This is a genomic window from uncultured Bradyrhizobium sp., assembly GCF_936943645.1.
Lineage (GTDB): Bacteria > Pseudomonadota > Alphaproteobacteria > Rhizobiales > Xanthobacteraceae > Bradyrhizobium.
Window position 1 is genome coordinate 60,150 of sequence record NZ_CAKZJO010000050.1, and the last position, 15,528, is coordinate 75,677.

Sequence of the window (15,528 nt, forward strand, 5' to 3'; positions counted from 1 at the left end):
CAACAACCGTCATTGCGAGGAGCCCGCGTCAAATTGCGAAGCAATTTGCGCTGGCGACGAAGCAATCCAGAAATCCCTCGGCGGAAGCACTCTGGATTGCTTCGCCACGCTCGCAATGACGGAGAGGAGGATAGAATGGACGACCAGAAGCGCCGCGATGCCGGCATGAACGTTCGCCGCAAGGTGCTGGGGAATGCCTGGGTCGACAAGTCGATCGCGAACCGCAATGCGTTCAACACCGACTTCCAGGACCTGATCACGCGCTATGCCTGGGGCGAGATCTGGACCCGCCCCCATTTCGACGAGCGCACGCGGCGGGTGCTGGTGATCGGCACCATGGTCGCGCTCGGGCAATGGGACGAATTCCGCCTGCACGTTCGCGCGGCACTCGCCGAGGGCGGCTTCACGCCCGAGGACATCAAGGAAATCCTGCTCCAGCAGGCGATCTATTGCGGCGTGCCGGCTGCCAACCACGCCGTGAAGGAAGCCTCAGCGATTGTGCAGGAGCTCGGCCTGCTCAAGAGCTAGCGGCTGAAGACTTGCCGGCTGAAGACTTGCCGGGTGAAGACTTGCCGGCGCAGCGGCCTCGACGGTCTTCGGCGTCGCCACCGGCTTCTCGATCACGAGCACAATAGCGGCACCGAGCAGCAGCAGCAGCTCGGTGGCGTGCAGCCGAAGCGCAGCCATCTCGCCGACCTTCGAGGCCATCACCATGCTGGCAAACGAGAGCAGGCTGCCGATCGCGAGCGCAATGCCGAGCGCCTCGTCGCTGCCGCCATTCTTCCGCGTGCGGGGAATGCAGAGCAGCGCGAGATAAATCACGAAAAACGCCACCACGGTCAGCCGTCCCAGTGCCAGCAACCAGGCGGCGCGCACTGTGTCCATCCCCGCCATCTGGAGATGATCGCTGAGGTAAAGCGCAACGGCGACGCTCGGCCGCTCGTAGAGCCCGTGCACCGGTGCCACGATGATATTGAAGGCGACGAGGGTCCAGACGGGAATGAAATAGGCTGCCAGCAGCGCGCCGTTGACCGAGCCGATCCGCCAATTCCTGAACATGCCGCTTCCCGCTTGATCTGGCCGAAGGCCTTCGACGGAAGGCAGCGGCTTCGCCGGAGCTAACTCGCATCAGACTGTGGCGGCAATTTAAACCCTTTGTTTACCTTAACCGGGCCCCGGGGACGCCATCATTCCGGGATGGTGCGTCAGCCCCCGGAATCTCGAGATTCCCCAGGGACGGCTCCTCAAGCCGTCCCGGAATGACGCAGTGAGACGCAAAAGAAAAAAGGCCCCGCCTTTCGGCGGGGCCCGTCACCCTCATCACTCCTGGGCTCCCAAACTAATTGTCCTGATCGCGCTGGCCGCCCTGCTGCTGGCCGGGCTTGTCGCCCTGGCGCATCGGGTCGTTCTGCTGCTGCTGTCCGGGTTTCTGACCGCCGCCCTGCTGCTGCCCGGGGCGCTGCTGGCCGGGGTTCTGACTCTGCTGGCCCGGATTCTGGTTCTGCTGCTTCGTCATGCGGGGAACTCCCTTGTTGGACGTCAGAGACGAGATAACTGCCGCCATCCATATTGGTTGCCCCAGGGAACCCTGTTCCTCGCAGATGCGGAACCGAAAGCGCCAAATGACCTCTGTACAAGACCTTCTGCCGAGGCGCTGACCTGTTGCAGCCGCCAGTTCCCTCCTGTTACAAAACCGCAAGAATGCTTAGGGGCTGCCGGGGCCCAAGAAACTGCCCAATAGACCCACTCTCCTAAGAGCTCTCCCTTTTGAGCCCGCCTCAGGTTTGGTACGGCAGCCCATGGATTATTTCGCCCAGCAGCTCATCAACGGCCTCGTGCTCGGCTCCATCTACGGCCTGATCGCGATCGGCTATACGATGGTCTACGGCATCGTCGGCATGATCAACTTCGCCCATGGCGACGTCTTCATGATCGGCGGCTTCATCGCCCTGATCACCTTCCTGATCCTGATCTCGCTTGGGCTGACCGCAATCCCGCTGATCCTGCTCGTGGTGCTTCTGGTGTCGATGGCGATCACCGCACTCTATGGCTGGACCATCGAGCGCATCGCCTACCGGCCGCTGCGCCATTCGTTCCGCCTCGCCCCGATGCTGTCGGCGATCGGCATGTCGTTCGTCCTGACCAACTATTCGCAGGTTGCGCAAGGCGCGCGCGTCAAGCCGATCCCGCCCTTCATCACCGGCGGCTACACGCTGCATGAGAGCACGGACGGTTTCGTGATCCAGCTTTCCAACATCCAGATCATGGTGGTCGTCACCACCATCGTGCTGCTGGCGCTGTTCACCTGGCTGGTGTCGAAGACCCGGCTCGGGCGCGACATGCGCGCCTGCGAGCAGGACCAGACCATGGCGGCGCTGCTCGGCGTCGACGTCGACCGCACCATTTCCATGACCTTCGTGATCGGTGCGGCGCTCGCCGCCGTCGCGGGCCTGATGTACCTGCTCTATTACGGTCTCGTCGATTTCTTCATGGGCTTCGTCGCGGGCATCAAGGCGTTCACCGCCGCCGTGCTCGGCGGCATCGGCTCGCTGCCCGGCGCCATGCTCGGGGGCCTTGCGATCGGCCTGATCGAGACATTCTGGTCGGCCTACTTCTCGGTCGAATACAAGGACGTCGCGGCGTTCTCGATCCTGATCGTCGTGCTGATTTTCATGCCGACCGGCCTGCTCGGTCGTCCCGAAGTCGAAAAAGTCTGACGGACGCGCGCGTGAAAGCTCCCTCGACCCATACGGCCAAAACTGCAACGGGCATCCCCGCCCTCCTCAAGACCGCCTTCATCAACGCCCTCGTCGCGCTGGTGCTGTTCTCGCTGATGGTCGGCATCCGCACCGAGGCGGGCGCCTCCGGCCAGCTCACCTATTGGACGCGCTTCGGCGATCTCGCCTCCCTCGTCGCGGCGGTGTTCGGCGGCTCGATCGTGATCGAGCTGCTGCGGCAATGGATCGGCCCGATCGGCGCCGAGAAACTGGTGCCGCCGGCGGTGCGGAGCGGCATGTCGTTCCTCGGCCGCTTCGTCGCGCCGGCGCTCCTGATCTTCACGCTGCTGGTGCCGGTGATCTTCTATAACCAGCGCTACATTCTCGACCTCGCGATCCTCGTGCTCACCTATGTCATGCTGGGCTGGGGATTGAATGTCGTGGTCGGGCTCGCCGGCCTGCTCGATCTTGGTTACGTCGCCTTCTACGCGGTCGGCGCCTATTCCTATGGACTGCTTGCGACCAATTTCGGCTGGTCGTTCTGGATCTGCCTGCCGCTGGCCGGCATCCTCGCCGCATTCTGGGGCGTCCTGCTCGGCTTTCCGGTGCTGCGCCTGCGCGGCGACTATCTCGCCATCGTGACTCTCGCCTTCGGCGAGATCATCCGCCTCGTCATCATCAACTGGCAGGATCTGACCGGAGGCCCCAACGGCGTCTCCGGCATTCCCCGCCCGTCCTTCTTCGGCATCCCGCTCGACAACAGCGACGACGGCCTCGCCGCCAAGCTCGGCATCGAGTATTCGCCGACCCACCGCATCATCTTCCTGTTCTATCTGATCCTGGCGCTCGCGCTGCTCACCAACTGGGCGACGATCCGCCTGCGCCGCCTGCCGATCGGGCGGGCCTGGGAAGCCTTGCGCGAGGACGAGGTCGCCTGCCGCGCCCTCGGCATCAACACCACGACCACCAAGCTCACGGCGTTCGCGACGGGTGCGATGTTCGGCGGCTTCGCCGGCGCGTTCTTCGCCACCCGCCAGGGCTTCATCAGCCCGGAATCCTTCACCTTCCAAGAATCGGCGCTGGTGCTCGCCATCGTCGTCCTCGGCGGCATGGGCTCGCAGCTCGGTGTCGCGCTTGCGGCACTCGCCATGATCGGCGGCTTCGAATTGTTCCGGAGCCTCGAGGGCTATCGCATGCTGGTGTTCGGCATGGCCATGGTGCTGATCATGATCTGGCGGCCGCGCGGCTTGATCGGCCATCGCGCCCCGACCGTCTATCTGACCAAGGCACAGGCGATCTCCTCCGACCTCGTCAAGGAAGGTCACGGATGAGCGGCGACAAAATTCTCAACGTCGACCGGCTCACCATGCGCTTCGGCGGCATCGTCGCCGTGCAGGACCTGTCATTCTCGGCGGCGCGCAAGAAGATCACCGCGCTGATCGGACCGAACGGCGCCGGCAAGACCACGGTGTTCAACTGCATCACCGGCTTCTACAAGCCGAGCGGCGGCACCATTCGCCTCACCCATGACGACGGCCGGACGGTCGCGCTGGAGCGCCTGAACGATTTCCGCATTGCCAAGCAGGCCAAGGTCGCCCGCACCTTCCAGAACATCCGGTTGTTTCCCGGCATGACCGCGCTGGAAAACCTGATGGTGGCGCAGCACAACGCCCTGATGCGCGCCTCCGGCTTCACCTTCCTCGGCCTCGTCGGTGCGCCCGGCTATCGCGACGCCGAGAAGCGCGCGATCGACCTGGCCACCGACTGGCTCAAGCGGGTCAATCTGCTCGACCGTGCCGACGATGCCGCCGGCAATTTCGCCTATGGCGACCAGCGCCGGCTCGAGATCGCACGCGCGATGTGCACCGAGCCTGCGCTGCTGTGCCTGGACGAGCCCGCCGCCGGCCTCAATGCGCGCGAGAGCGCGGCCTTGAGCGAGCTCCTGCTCTCGATCCGCGACGAGCTTGGCACCTCGATCCTCCTGATCGAGCACGACATGTCGGTGGTGATGGAGATCTCCGACCACATCGTGGTGATGGATCATGGCGTCAAGATCGCGGAAGGCACCCCGCGCGAGGTCCGCGACGATACCAAGGTGATCGCCGCCTATCTCGGCGCCGACGAGGAAGAGGCGGCCGCTGTGATGGAGGGCGGTTCGTGACGTCCGCGCCCTCTCCTCTGCTCGCGATCCGTGGCCTGCGCGCCGCCTACGGCAAGATCGAGGCGCTGAAGGGCGTCGACGTCGAGATCAACTCCGGCGAGATCGTGGCGCTGATCGGCGCCAACGGCGCCGGCAAGTCGACGCTGATGATGACGATCTTCGGCAAGCCGCGCGCCCGCGCCGGCCAGATCCTGTACGAAGGCCGCGACATCACCGACGTGCCAACCCACGAGATCGCGCATTTGCGCATCGCGCAATCGCCGGAGGGCCGCCGCATCTTCCCGCGCATGAGCGTCGCGGAAAACCTGCAGATGGGGGCGGACGCCACCGAGTGCACCGAGGCCGAACGCGAAGCGACGCTGCAGCGCGTCTTCACGCTGTTCCCGCGGCTGAAGGAACGCTACGCCCAGCGTGGCGGAACCCTGTCCGGCGGCGAACAGCAGATGCTGGCGATCGGCCGTGCCTTGATGAGCCGTCCCCGCCTGCTCCTGCTCGACGAGCCCTCGCTGGGCCTCGCCCCGCTGATCGCCCGCCAGATCTTCGATGCGATCCGCACCCTGAACCGGCAGGACGGGCTGACCGTGCTGATCGTCGAGCAGAACGCCAACCACGCCCTCAAGCTCGCCCACCGCGGCTATGTCATGGTCAATGGCCTGATCACGCTGGCCGGCACAGGTGCCGAATTGTTGCAGCGCCCCGAGATACGCGCCGCCTATCTGGAAGGCGGCCGGCACGGCTGACCGAGCGGCGGGCCTCCCCGCATGCGGCCGAATGTGGCGAGATATCTGCGCCAATGCCCGTATTTTGCCGGTGACTTCTCCTCGAATTCATTCAAGAATGGCGCCGGTTTGAACCGGGCATGCCCGGCAATGTCCACAGGCGACCACCCGCGAGGTATCTCATGAAATCACTGAAGCTCATCGGTCTGGCATTCGGCGCATCGCTCGCACTGTCGAGCGCGGCATTCGCGCAGGATGTCACCGTCGCAGTCGCAGGTCCGATGACCGGCGGCGAGTCCGCCTTCGGCCGCCAGATGAAGAACGGCGCCGAGATGGCCGTGGCTGATATCAACGCCGCCGGCGGCGTCAACGGCAAGAAACTCGCGCTTTCCGTCGAGGACGACGCCTGCGATCCGAAGCAGGCGCGCTCGATCGCCGAAAAGATCGCCGGTGCAAAAATCCCGTTCGTGGCCGGCCACTATTGCTCATCGTCGTCGATCCCCGCTTCCGAGGCCTATGCCGACGGCAACGTTCTGCAGATCACCCCGGCCTCGACCAACCCGCTGTTCACCGAGCGCAAGCTCTGGAACGTGGCGCGCGTCTGCGGCCGTGACGATCAGCAGGGCCTGATCGCGGCGCAGTACATTGCCAAGAACTTCAAAGGCAAGAACATCGCGATCCTCAACGACAAGACCACCTACGGCAAGGGTCTTGCCGACGAGACCAAGAAGGCGCTCAACAAGGCCGGCGTCACCGAGAAGATGTACGAGTCCTATAACAAGGGCGACAAGGACTTCAACGCGATCGTCTCCCGCCTGAAGCGCGACAACATCGACCTCGTCTATGTCGGCGGATACCATCAGGAGAGCGGCCTGATCCTGCGTCAGATGCGCGACCAGGGTCTCAAGACCGTGCTGATGGCCGGCGACGCGCTCGCCGACAAGGAGTACGCCTCCATCACCGGCCCCGCCGGCGAAGGCACGCTGTTCACCTTCGGCCCCGATCCGCGCAACAAGCCGACCGCGAAGAAGATCGTCGAGGCCTTCAAGGCCAAGAACATCGATCCCGAGGGCTATACCCTCTACACCTACGCGGCGATGCAGGTGTGGTCGCAGGCGGCCAAGAAGGCCGGCACCACCGACGCCAAGAAGGTCATGGAAGCGATGAAGGCCGGCAAGTGGGACACCGTGATCGGTCCGATCGAGTATGACGCCAAGGGCGACATCAAGCAGATCGACTACGTCGTCTACAAGTGGGACGCCAAGGGCGGCTACGCCGAGATCAGCGGCAACGGCACCTGAGCGCGGCGCAGGGCCTCGGGCCCGTCATGCGAACCTCGTCAACGCCCCGGCTTGCCCCGGGGCGTTTTCGTTCGCGGCAGGATCAGACGGCTGCGGGCAGCTCGCCGGCGGCCGCGGCCTGGGCCTTGCGAAGCGCCTGCAGGAGATCGTTCGGTCGAAACGGCTTTTGCAGGCAGATCACGTTGGCGAGGTGGGGCGACTGTTCCATGAAATCCAGCGCCGTCATTCCGGACACCGCAACGATGGGAAGCCCCGGCGCGCGCTCTCGCAGGGCAGCGATGACGTCGACGCCGCTGATGTCGCCCAGGAAAATATCGACGATCGCCGCGTCAAACGGGCTTTCCGCGAAGGTTTTCAGCCCGGCCGCGCCATTGTCGGCCTCGGCAACCTCGTAATGGTTGACCCGGAGCACGATGGCGACCATCGCGCGCACGTCCTTCTGGTCGTCGATGATGAGAACGCGAGGCATGGGAACAACTCCCGCAGATCGCTCAAATGGTATGATTCAAACCTGGAACCCGGCACCATGGCAGGGCATTATGACACCGCTAAGTAAAGCGCATCTTACCTGATCCCTATTCCGCGTTCCCATCCAAATTAAGTAAGCTGTAACCTTCGGTTGAGTCGTCGCTGCAACATTTCACGACACGCGCCCGGAACGGGCTACCGTGCAGGTCGTGGAGGTCGAGACTACCGTTGGAACTGCGGAGATGCTCAAAACGGGTCTGCACGAGATGAATGCGCCTGCGATTGACCGAAGCACCTTTCTTTCGACCCTGCCGGCTACGCCGGCCGACCGCATCGCGGCCTTCTGGATCGTCGGCATTTCCTCGATCCTCTTTGCATTGGCCGTCCCGTTTGCCGGTATCCCGTTACTTCCAGTCCCCGCCTTTGTCGCGAGCTATCAATCGGCCTTGGCGGTCAGCGACATCGTCACCGCCGTGCTGCTGCTGTCGCAATTTTCAGTGTTGCGGACCCATGCGCTGTTGTGGCTGTCGAGCGGCTACCTGTTCACCGCCGCAGCGGCGCTGGTGCACGCCCTCACCTTCCCCGGTCTGTTCACGCCGACCGGCCTGTTTGGCGCGGGTAGCCAAACCACCGTGTGGCTCTACATGATCTGGCACGGCGGCTTTCCGCTCTTCGTCCTCGGCTACGCCTGGCTGAAGGAAAAGGACGGCGGCCCCAGGGTCAGAGGTGCGACGCGGAACGCGATTTGCGCCATCGTGCTCGGGGTGGTCGCGGCCATGGGGGCCTTCACCTGGATCGTCACCGGCCAGCACGATGTGTTGCCGGTGCTGCTTCGCGAGGGCCGTTACACTGCGACCATGATCGGGGTCGTGTCCTTCGTGTGGTCGCTGAGCTTTGCCGCCCTCGTTTCGCTGTGGTTCCGGCGTCCGCATTCGGTGATCGACATCTGGCTCATGGTCGTGATGTGCGCGTGGCTGTTCGACATCGCACTGTCTGCAATCGTCAACGTCGCGCGTTTCGATCTCGGTTTCTACGCCGGCCGTCTCTATGGCCTCGGCGCGTCGAGCTTCGTGCTCGCGGTGCTGCTGATCGAGAACGTTCGCCTTCAGGCCCGGACCGTGGGTCTCGTCGGCAGGCTGCGCGAGCAATCGGCATCGGATCGGGACTTCTACGGCAAGCGGCTGGCGCTCTATGGCGCCGTCGTCGAATCCTCCAACGATGCCATCATCACCCAGTCGCTCAACGGCGTGGTCACCGGCTGGAACCGCGCCGCCGAGCACCTGTTCGGCTATTCCGCGGCGGAGGCCATCGGCAAGCCGATCGACATCATCGTACCGAACGATCGCAAGCCGGAAGTCAGGAGCATTCTCAACCGCATCAGCGGCAACGAATCGATCGCCCAGCACGAGACGGTGCGAATCAGAAAGGACGGTCGCGAGATCGATGTCGTCCTCAACGTCTCGCCACTGAGGGCGGAGGACGGGCAAATCATCGGCGCCTCCAAGATTGCCCACGACATCACCGAGGAGAAGCAATCCAGGGAAAAGCTTCGCCGGGAGATCGAGGAGCGCCAGCGCATCTTCGAGACCTCGCAGGACCTGATCCTGGTCACCGACGGCTTCGGCAATTTCATCCAGGTCAGCCCGAGCGTGAAGGACATCCTCGGCTTCAGCCCGGATGACATGATCGGACACAGCGCGACCGATTTCATCCACGCCGACGATCTCGACAAGACGCGTGAGGAGATGCGCGCGGCGCGGCGCGGTGCGGTCAAGCGCAGCTTCGAGGCTCGCTACTATCACTACGACGGTCACGAGGTCACGCTGAACTGGATGGGCACCTGGTCGGAGCCGGTGAAGCGCCATTTCTTCATCGGACGAGATCTGACGGAGAAGCAGGCCGCCGAGGCTCAATTCCGCCAGGTGCAGAAGATGGACTCCATCGGCCAGTTGACCGGCGGTGTCGCTCACGACTTCAACAACGTGCTGACCGTCATCACCGGCACTATCGGCATCCTGGCCGACGCCGTAGCCGACCGCCCCGAGCTCGCTGCCATCACCAAGCTGATCGACGATGCCGCCGAGCGCGGCGCGCAGTTGACCAAGCATCTGCTCGCCTTCGCCCGCAAGCAGCCGCTCCAGCCGCGTGAGATCGACGTCAACGCGCTGGCGCTCGAAGCGGCCAAGCTGCTGCACCCCACCCTGGGCGAGCAGATCACCATCGTGCCGCAGCTCACCGAGGATGCATGGCCGACGCTGGTCGACCCCGGCCAGCTGTCCACGGCGATCCTCAATCTCGCGCTGAACGCCCGGGACGCCATGCCCGAGGGCGGCACCCTGGTGCTGGAGACCCGCAACATATTCCTCGACGACGGCTATGCCAGCATGAACCCGGACGTCGTTGCCGGCAATTACGTGATGATTGCCGTCAGCGACACCGGCTCCGGAATCCCGCCCGAGCTGATTGACCGCGTGTTCGACCCCTTCTTCACCACCAAGGAGGTCGGCAAGGGCACCGGGCTCGGTCTCAGCATGGTGTTCGGCTTCGTCAAGCAATCGGGCGGCCACATCAAGATCTACAGCGAGCAGGGCCACGGCACGAGCGTGAAGATCTACCTGCCGCGCTCGAGCGGCGTGCAGGAGACCGAGATCGAGGCGTTGCAGAATGCGCCCATCACCGGCGGCAACGAGAAGATCCTGATCGTCGAAGACGATGCGCTGGTCCGGCAATATGTGGTGACCCAGGTCAAGAGCCTCGGCTACACCGCGCTCGAGGCCGCCAACGGCGCGGAGGCCCTGATCATCATCGACAGCGACAAGACCATCGACCTGCTCTTCACCGACATCATCATGCCTGGCAACATGAACGGCCGTCAGCTGGCCGACGAAGCCGCCCGGCGCCGCCCCGATCTCAAGACGCTGTTCACCTCGGGCTATACCGAGAATGCCATCGTCCATCACGGCCGGCTCGATTCCGGCGTGCTGCTGCTGGCGAAGCCCTACCGCAAGTCCGAGCTCGCCAAGATGCTCAGGACGGCCCTCGCCAGTTGAGCCGGCAGCATCCCTGCGCTATCGCTGGTGATCGTAGCGCATGGAGTGCCGGCCTTGAAAAATTTGCTCACCGATATCGCCGGTGTCCGCGTCGGCCATGCCGAGGACGCCAAAGTCGCCTCCGGCGCCACCGCGATCATTTTCGACCAACCGGCCATCGCCGCCATCGACGTCCGGGGCGGAGCCCCCGGCACGCGGGAGGATGCGCTGCTCGATCTTGCCAGCACGCAGGAACGCGTCGATGCGATCGCACTGTCCGGCGGCTCTGCCTTCGGGATCGAGGCCGGCGGCGGCGTGCAGGCCCGGCTCGCCGAGCAGGGCCGCGGTCTTAATGTCCGCGGTGCGCTGATCCCGCTCGTGCCGGGTGCGATCCTGTTCGACCTGCTCAACGGCGGCAACAAGTCCTGGGGCCGCTTCGCGCCGTATCGCGATCTCGGCTATGCTGCGGCGACGGCCGCAGGTGACGACTTCGCTCTCGGCAGCGTCGGCGCGGGCCTGGGAGCCACCACCGCGACCTTCAAGGGCGGGCTCGGGTCGGCTTCGGCGGTTCTCGCCAACGGCATCAAGGTCGCCGCGATCATGGTCGTCAATGCGGTCGGCAGCACGACCGTCGGCGAAGGGCCGTGGTTCTGGGCGGCGCCGTTCGAGGAGAACGGCGAGTTCGGCGGACGTGGCCTGCCGCCCAAATTCACGCCGGACATGCTGGCGATGCGCATCAAGGGCGGTCCCGCCGCGAGCGCGCGCGAGAACACCACGATCGGTGCCGTCGTCACAGATGCGACCCTGACCAAGGCCCAGGCCAAGCGGCTCGCGATGATCGCGCATACCGGAATGGCCCGCGCGATCTATCCGGTGCATGCCCCGACCGACGGCGACGTGCTGTTCGCGGCTGCGACCGGTGAGAAGCCGATCGAGCCGCTGGTCGGCCTCACCGAGCTCGGCACCGTCGCCGCCAACGTGGTCGCGCGCGCCATTGCACGGGGCGTGTGCAACGCAACCGCGCTGCCGTTTACAGGTGCGCAAGCGGCGTGGAAGGATCGGTTCGGCGGCTGACCAGAGGGCGATCCAGACATCAGGTGTCATCGCCCGGCGAAGACCGGGCGGTCCAGTATTGCAGATGAAATCGATGGGCCGCAGCGTACTGGAAGCCCCGGTCAAGCCGGAGCATGACAGCATCACAAATCGAGAGAAGGCGTCACACGCTCATCGACATGGACGAGCCGGCCGTCGCTGAGGCGCCCTGGCCCTGCCCGCCCTGCTGCTGCATCAATTGCGCGAACAAATCGTAAGCCGAATTACGGGGAGTGTTCGCGCCCGGCACCGTCGTCGACATCTTGAAGCCGTCGGCATAGGTGACGGTGGTTGTGGTCGAGCCGTCGGCGGCCGTCGTCGTGGTCGAGGTCGATCCGCCGCCGGACTTCGACGAGGAATCCGATCCATCGCCCGAGCCGCCGGCACCTTGCGCGTGATGGTGACCATGGTGACCGCTCTTCAGCGCCTTCGACATTTCGTCCAGGCTCACATTGCCGTCCGCATTCGAGTCCAGCTTGGAGAACACGTCGTCGGCCTGCGCGAGGTTGGTCCCGCCGGCGCCCAGCGCGTCCTCGAACTCGGATTTGGTGATGCTGCCGTCGCCGTCCGCATCGATCTGGGAGAACAGGTCCTTGAGGGCGGCGTCCCGGCTGTTCGACGTCGAGGAGGTCGAGCTCGCAGAGGTCGAGGCCGCCGCGCTGCTGGCGCCATCAGTCGATTGGCTCTGCGCGGCGATCAGCGCGCTCATGGTCTCCGGCGAAATCTGCGCGCAATTGCCCGAGTTGACCGAGGAGGTGGCGCCGCTGGTCGTGCTGCTGTTGCCGCTGTCGATCGCAAACGGATTGGTCGCGCCCTGCGCGGACCCCGTCTTGTGCGTCGAAGAAGACGATTTCGAGTTCGTCAGTGACTGGATCGCGTCGAGGGCGCTCGAGACGGCACCAAGGGCGAACAACATTGCACAACTCCAACCAATGCGGCATGCCGCGGCCAATGTTCTGCAGGTGAAGTCAGCAAGCGTCGTGCCAGCGCGAAAAGTTCAATGAAATCCGCCGCTGCCGCGCCCTGGGCGGCCCGGATACATCGGCAATTCGTGCCGGTCGCGGCAGAAATTTCCGCCCACAGGAAGCACGCCTCCCCTGCATTGCCCGCCATGGAGGCCCATGTTAGGCGAGGCCCATCTTTCACGGCTGCCTTTCGGGAAACCGCGCCATGACCCAAGCCTTCGCCCCTCGCCCCCTGGCCATCGCACCTTCGATCCTGGCCTCGGATTTCTCCAGGCTCGGCGAGGAGGTGCGCAGCGTCGACGCCGCCGGTGCCGACTGGATCCATCTCGATGTGATGGATGGTCACTTCGTTCCCAACATTTCCTACGGCCCCGACGTGATCAAGGCGATGCGCCCGCACACCAAGAAGGTGTTCGACGCGCATCTGATGATCTCGCCCTGCGATCCCTATCTGGAGGCGTTCGCGAAAGCCGGCTGCGACCACATCACCGTGCATGCGGAGGCCGGTCCGCATTTGCACCGCTCGCTGCAGGCGATCCGCGTGCTCGGCAAGAAGGCCGGCGTCTCGCTCAATCCCGGCACGCCGATCAGCGTGCTCGAATACGTCCTCGACCTCGTCGACCTCGTGCTGGTGATGTCGGTCAATCCCGGCTTCGGCGGCCAGGCCTTCATCCCCTCCGCGATCTCCAAGATCCGCGACATCCGCGCGATGACCGCGGGACGCCCGATCGACATCGAGGTCGACGGCGGCGTCGGCCCGGATGTTGCCGGCGCGCTCGCCGCGGCGGGCGCCAACGCCTTCGTCGCCGGCACGTCCGTGTTCAGAGGCGGCACGCTGGATGCGTACAAGACCAACATCGCCGCGATCCGCAACGCCGCGCTCGGAGCCCGCGGCGAAGCTATTTGAGCTAGATCAAACGCGCACGCGAACGACCGGAATTTTCCGCGGCTTTTACGGGTGTTGCAGCGCGCAATGCCTAAAATTGCAACCTTGATCCGTACTCATCCGGACTTCACTGATTCGCGCAAATCACCGCAAGTGACTCCTGCCTGCTTTTGACGGGAGCACATCATGGCAACGACCCTGATCTGGACTGGTGTAGCGTTGTGGCTCGGGTTCAATGTGGCGGTTGCAGCTCGCAGCCTCTATGTGGCGCAACCGGTGAAGATCGCGGCTCCTGCCCGCATCATCCACCTTCGTCGCCGCCGGGGCTGAGCATCATGCAGATCGCCCTCGTGAAGCGTCAACCGAAACGCAGGTGCCGCATTCCGCGCCGCCCGCATCCGGGCCTCGATTACTTCTTCGGCCGCCTCGAGCGCACCGATGGCACGGTGGACGACGATGCGGGGCTCGACACGACGGACCTCGACCAAACCTTTCTCTCTCAACGCCGACACTGACTACTTCCGGACCGCCCCATGAAACCGCACTGCCCGAACTGCCTGAAGGAAATGACCAAGGCATCCGCCTCGCGCAACCTGTTCAATTGCGAGCCCTGCCGCGAGATCATCCAGTATTTCGGCGGTAGCGCGGATCACGGCGAGCCCGGCCCGCAATTCTCCTGGCCGATCCGCCGCAAGCGCGTCGCCCACAGCGCGCACGCGGCTTGAAGCGGGCGCCGAAAGCGCAGCTTTATCCGGCCGCCTCTTCAGCGCCGGCGTCCCCGACATCCCCTGCCATCCGCGGCGGCCGTACCACGGTGACCGTGCAACTCGCCTCCGAGGCCACCTTGGCCGAGACGCTGCCGAGCAGCGTGCGGCGGAACGAGCTCTGCCGCGCGCCGATGATGACGTGGTCGACCTGATTGACCTCGGCGAACTCCAGCAACGCGGCGGCGGGATCGACGGCCTCCAGCACATGAACCGATAGCCGGCTCTCATCCAATTTGAGGGGCGTCGCCCAATGCCTGAGCGCGACGAGGCGGTCGATATGCTTGTTGGAGCCCTGCTCGTCCAGGGTTCGGTCGATCGCGATCCGGTTCAGCTTGAGCACGTTGACGCAGGCAAGCCGCGCCGACGGCAAGGTGGCGAGGATGCGCTCGGTGGTCACGCGCAGCGCCTCGTTCAGCTCTGCCGCGCCCTCCACCGTATCGAGCGCGACGGCGAGGATCGGGCTCGACGCGATTTGGGCGGCGACATCCGATTTCGCGCGCGGCGCCATGACGCCCAGATTGAAGCGGCGGCGCCAGGCGACGCTGAGCGGATCGCGCTTGAGCCGTTCCGCGCGCTTGGTGAGCTTGACCTGGTCCGGATGGGCGAGATCGAAGGCGAGCTGGGACGCCGTCGGGTAGCGCCACACCGGCTCGATCTCGAGACAGCGCAGCACGATTTCCTGGAGCCAGGGCGGGTAGTCGGCGCGCAAGCTTCGCGGCGGATGCGGATCGCGCCATAGCCGGCGTCGCATCGCGCGCAACGTCTCGCCCTCGCCGAACGGCCGCTCGCCGGTCGTGAAGAAGTAAAGCAGCACGCCAAGCGAAAACAGATCGCTACGCGGATCGTCGCGCACTCCCGACAGCCGCTCGGGCGCCATGTAGGGCGCGGTGCCGTAAGGCAGGCGGAATTCCTCCTGCAACAGATCCGGCAAATGGTTGTGGTGCGACAGGCCGTAATCGATCAGCACCGCCTCGCCGCTCTCGCGGAACATGATGCTGCTCGGCTTGATGTCGTGATGGATCACGTTCTGCCGGTGCAGATCAGCGAGCGCGGTCGCGATCCTGGCGACGAGCTGCCGCGCCTCGTCATAGGGTAGCGGCAGGTCGGGCAGCCGCTTGTAGAGCGTGGTCCCGGAGATCCGCTCGATCACGACATAGGCCTGGTGCGCGAAATCGCCGGTGCCGAAACAGGTCGGGACGTGCGGCCCCGCCAGTCGCGGCAGGATCATCATCTCCATCTCGAAGGAGACGATCGCGGCGGGGTCCTCACCCTCCGACACCCGCGGTATCTTCATCAGCAGGGGCACGTCGAGGCCGGGATGGGTGACCGTCCACAGCGTCGCCATGCCGCCGGCGTGAACGCATTCGCCGATGGTGTAACCATCGATCACCGCGCCGGACTTGACCAGTGATTTCGGCATCGG

The 15,528-nt window shown here is 64.8% G+C and carries 17 protein-coding genes; 12 read left to right on the plus strand and 5 right to left on the minus strand.

Annotated features, from left to right (window positions below; translation table 11 throughout):
- Nucleotides 1-135: 135 nt before the first annotated feature.
- Nucleotides 136-528 carry a carboxymuconolactone decarboxylase family protein gene (locus Q0743_RS09210; protein ID WP_097658268.1) on the plus strand — a complete coding sequence of 131 codons (393 nt, stop codon included), beginning with the start codon at nucleotides 136-138 and terminating at the stop codon, nucleotides 526-528.
- Here Q0743_RS09210 and Q0743_RS09215 read toward each other — a convergent pair.
- Both Q0743_RS09215 and Q0743_RS09220 read right to left on the minus strand, forming a co-directional pair.
- Nucleotides 490-1,059, minus strand: a complete 570-nt coding sequence (locus Q0743_RS09215) for a hypothetical protein (protein WP_298241221.1) — start codon at nucleotides 1,057-1,059, stop codon at nucleotides 490-492. The two genes, Q0743_RS09210 and Q0743_RS09215, sit on opposite strands and share 39 nt — an antisense overlap.
- 280 nt (nucleotides 1,060-1,339) lie before the next feature.
- Nucleotides 1,340-1,516, minus strand: coding sequence for a hypothetical protein (locus Q0743_RS09220; protein WP_198963828.1), 177 nt, complete (start codon nucleotides 1,514-1,516; stop codon nucleotides 1,340-1,342).
- Between the two features lie 283 nt (nucleotides 1,517-1,799).
- Between Q0743_RS09220 and Q0743_RS09225 the strand changes: the two genes are divergently transcribed.
- From Q0743_RS09225 to Q0743_RS09245, 5 genes are all read left to right on the plus strand, one after another.
- Entirely contained in the window at nucleotides 1,800-2,717 is a 918-nt protein-coding gene (locus tag Q0743_RS09225; protein ID WP_298241222.1) for a branched-chain amino acid ABC transporter permease LivH, read from the plus strand.
- An 11-nt stretch (nucleotides 2,718-2,728) separates the two neighbouring features.
- Nucleotides 2,729-4,048 (plus strand): high-affinity branched-chain amino acid ABC transporter permease LivM, encoded by a 1,320-nt coding sequence (gene livM / locus Q0743_RS09230; RefSeq protein ID WP_298241223.1) that lies wholly within the window; start codon nucleotides 2,729-2,731, stop codon nucleotides 4,046-4,048.
- Nucleotides 4,045-4,878, plus strand: coding sequence for an ABC transporter ATP-binding protein (locus tag Q0743_RS09235; protein ID WP_298241224.1), 834 nt, complete (start codon nucleotides 4,045-4,047; stop codon nucleotides 4,876-4,878). Before livM ends, Q0743_RS09235 begins: the two co-directional genes overlap by 4 nt.
- Nucleotides 4,875-5,618 carry an ABC transporter ATP-binding protein gene (locus Q0743_RS09240; protein ID WP_298241225.1) on the plus strand — a complete coding sequence of 248 codons (744 nt, stop codon included), beginning with the start codon at nucleotides 4,875-4,877 and terminating at the stop codon, nucleotides 5,616-5,618. The genes Q0743_RS09235 and Q0743_RS09240 overlap by 4 nt, the downstream gene beginning before the upstream one ends.
- 161 nt (nucleotides 5,619-5,779) lie before the next feature.
- Nucleotides 5,780-6,898 carry a branched-chain amino acid ABC transporter substrate-binding protein gene (locus Q0743_RS09245; RefSeq protein WP_298241226.1) on the plus strand — a complete coding sequence of 373 codons (1,119 nt, stop codon included), beginning with the start codon at nucleotides 5,780-5,782 and terminating at the stop codon, nucleotides 6,896-6,898.
- Between the two features lie 82 nt (nucleotides 6,899-6,980).
- Here the strand turns inward: Q0743_RS09245 and Q0743_RS09250 are convergent, their stop codons facing one another.
- Nucleotides 6,981-7,367: a response regulator gene (locus tag Q0743_RS09250; RefSeq protein WP_298241227.1), complete on the minus strand. Its 387-nt coding sequence runs from the start codon at nucleotides 7,365-7,367 to the stop codon at nucleotides 6,981-6,983.
- A 241-nt stretch (nucleotides 7,368-7,608) separates the two neighbouring features.
- On the opposite strand from Q0743_RS09250, the gene Q0743_RS09255 reads away from it, so the two are divergent.
- Nucleotides 7,609-10,416: a PAS domain S-box protein gene (locus Q0743_RS09255; RefSeq protein ID WP_298241228.1), complete on the plus strand. Its 2,808-nt coding sequence runs from the start codon at nucleotides 7,609-7,611 to the stop codon at nucleotides 10,414-10,416.
- 54 nt (nucleotides 10,417-10,470) lie between these two features.
- On the plus strand, nucleotides 10,471-11,469 hold the full coding sequence (locus Q0743_RS09260) for a P1 family peptidase (RefSeq protein ID WP_298241229.1): 999 nt from the start codon (nucleotides 10,471-10,473) through the stop codon (nucleotides 11,467-11,469).
- 142 nt (nucleotides 11,470-11,611) lie between these two features.
- Here Q0743_RS09260 and Q0743_RS09265 read toward each other — a convergent pair whose 3' ends face one another.
- Nucleotides 11,612-12,403, minus strand: a complete 792-nt coding sequence (locus Q0743_RS09265; RefSeq protein WP_298241230.1) for an EF-hand domain-containing protein — start codon at nucleotides 12,401-12,403, stop codon at nucleotides 11,612-11,614.
- A gap of 254 nt (nucleotides 12,404-12,657) precedes the next feature.
- Between Q0743_RS09265 and rpe the strand changes: the two genes are divergently transcribed.
- The 4 genes from rpe to Q0743_RS09285 all read left to right on the plus strand — a co-directional run bounded on the left by rpe (nucleotide 12,658) and on the right by Q0743_RS09285 (nucleotide 14,063).
- Entirely contained in the window at nucleotides 12,658-13,359 is a 702-nt protein-coding gene (rpe, locus tag Q0743_RS09270; protein WP_298241231.1) for a ribulose-phosphate 3-epimerase, read from the plus strand.
- 165 nt (nucleotides 13,360-13,524) lie between these two features.
- Nucleotides 13,525-13,668 carry a hypothetical protein gene (locus Q0743_RS09275; RefSeq protein ID WP_298241232.1) on the plus strand — a complete coding sequence of 48 codons (144 nt, stop codon included), beginning with the start codon at nucleotides 13,525-13,527 and terminating at the stop codon, nucleotides 13,666-13,668.
- 5 nt (nucleotides 13,669-13,673) lie between these two features.
- Nucleotides 13,674-13,853, plus strand: a complete 180-nt coding sequence (locus Q0743_RS09280; RefSeq protein ID WP_298241233.1) for a hypothetical protein — start codon at nucleotides 13,674-13,676, stop codon at nucleotides 13,851-13,853.
- An 18-nt stretch (nucleotides 13,854-13,871) separates the two neighbouring features.
- Nucleotides 13,872-14,063 carry a hypothetical protein gene (locus Q0743_RS09285; RefSeq protein ID WP_298241234.1) on the plus strand — a complete coding sequence of 64 codons (192 nt, stop codon included), beginning with the start codon at nucleotides 13,872-13,874 and terminating at the stop codon, nucleotides 14,061-14,063.
- A 22-nt stretch (nucleotides 14,064-14,085) separates the two neighbouring features.
- Here Q0743_RS09285 and Q0743_RS09290 read toward each other — a convergent pair whose 3' ends face one another.
- The gene (locus tag Q0743_RS09290; RefSeq protein WP_298241235.1) at nucleotides 14,086-15,525 is read right to left on the minus strand and encodes a bifunctional serine/threonine-protein kinase/universal stress protein; all 1,440 of its coding nucleotides are present in this window, start codon (nucleotides 15,523-15,525) and stop codon (nucleotides 14,086-14,088) included.
- Between the last annotated feature and the right edge of the window lie 3 nt (nucleotides 15,526-15,528).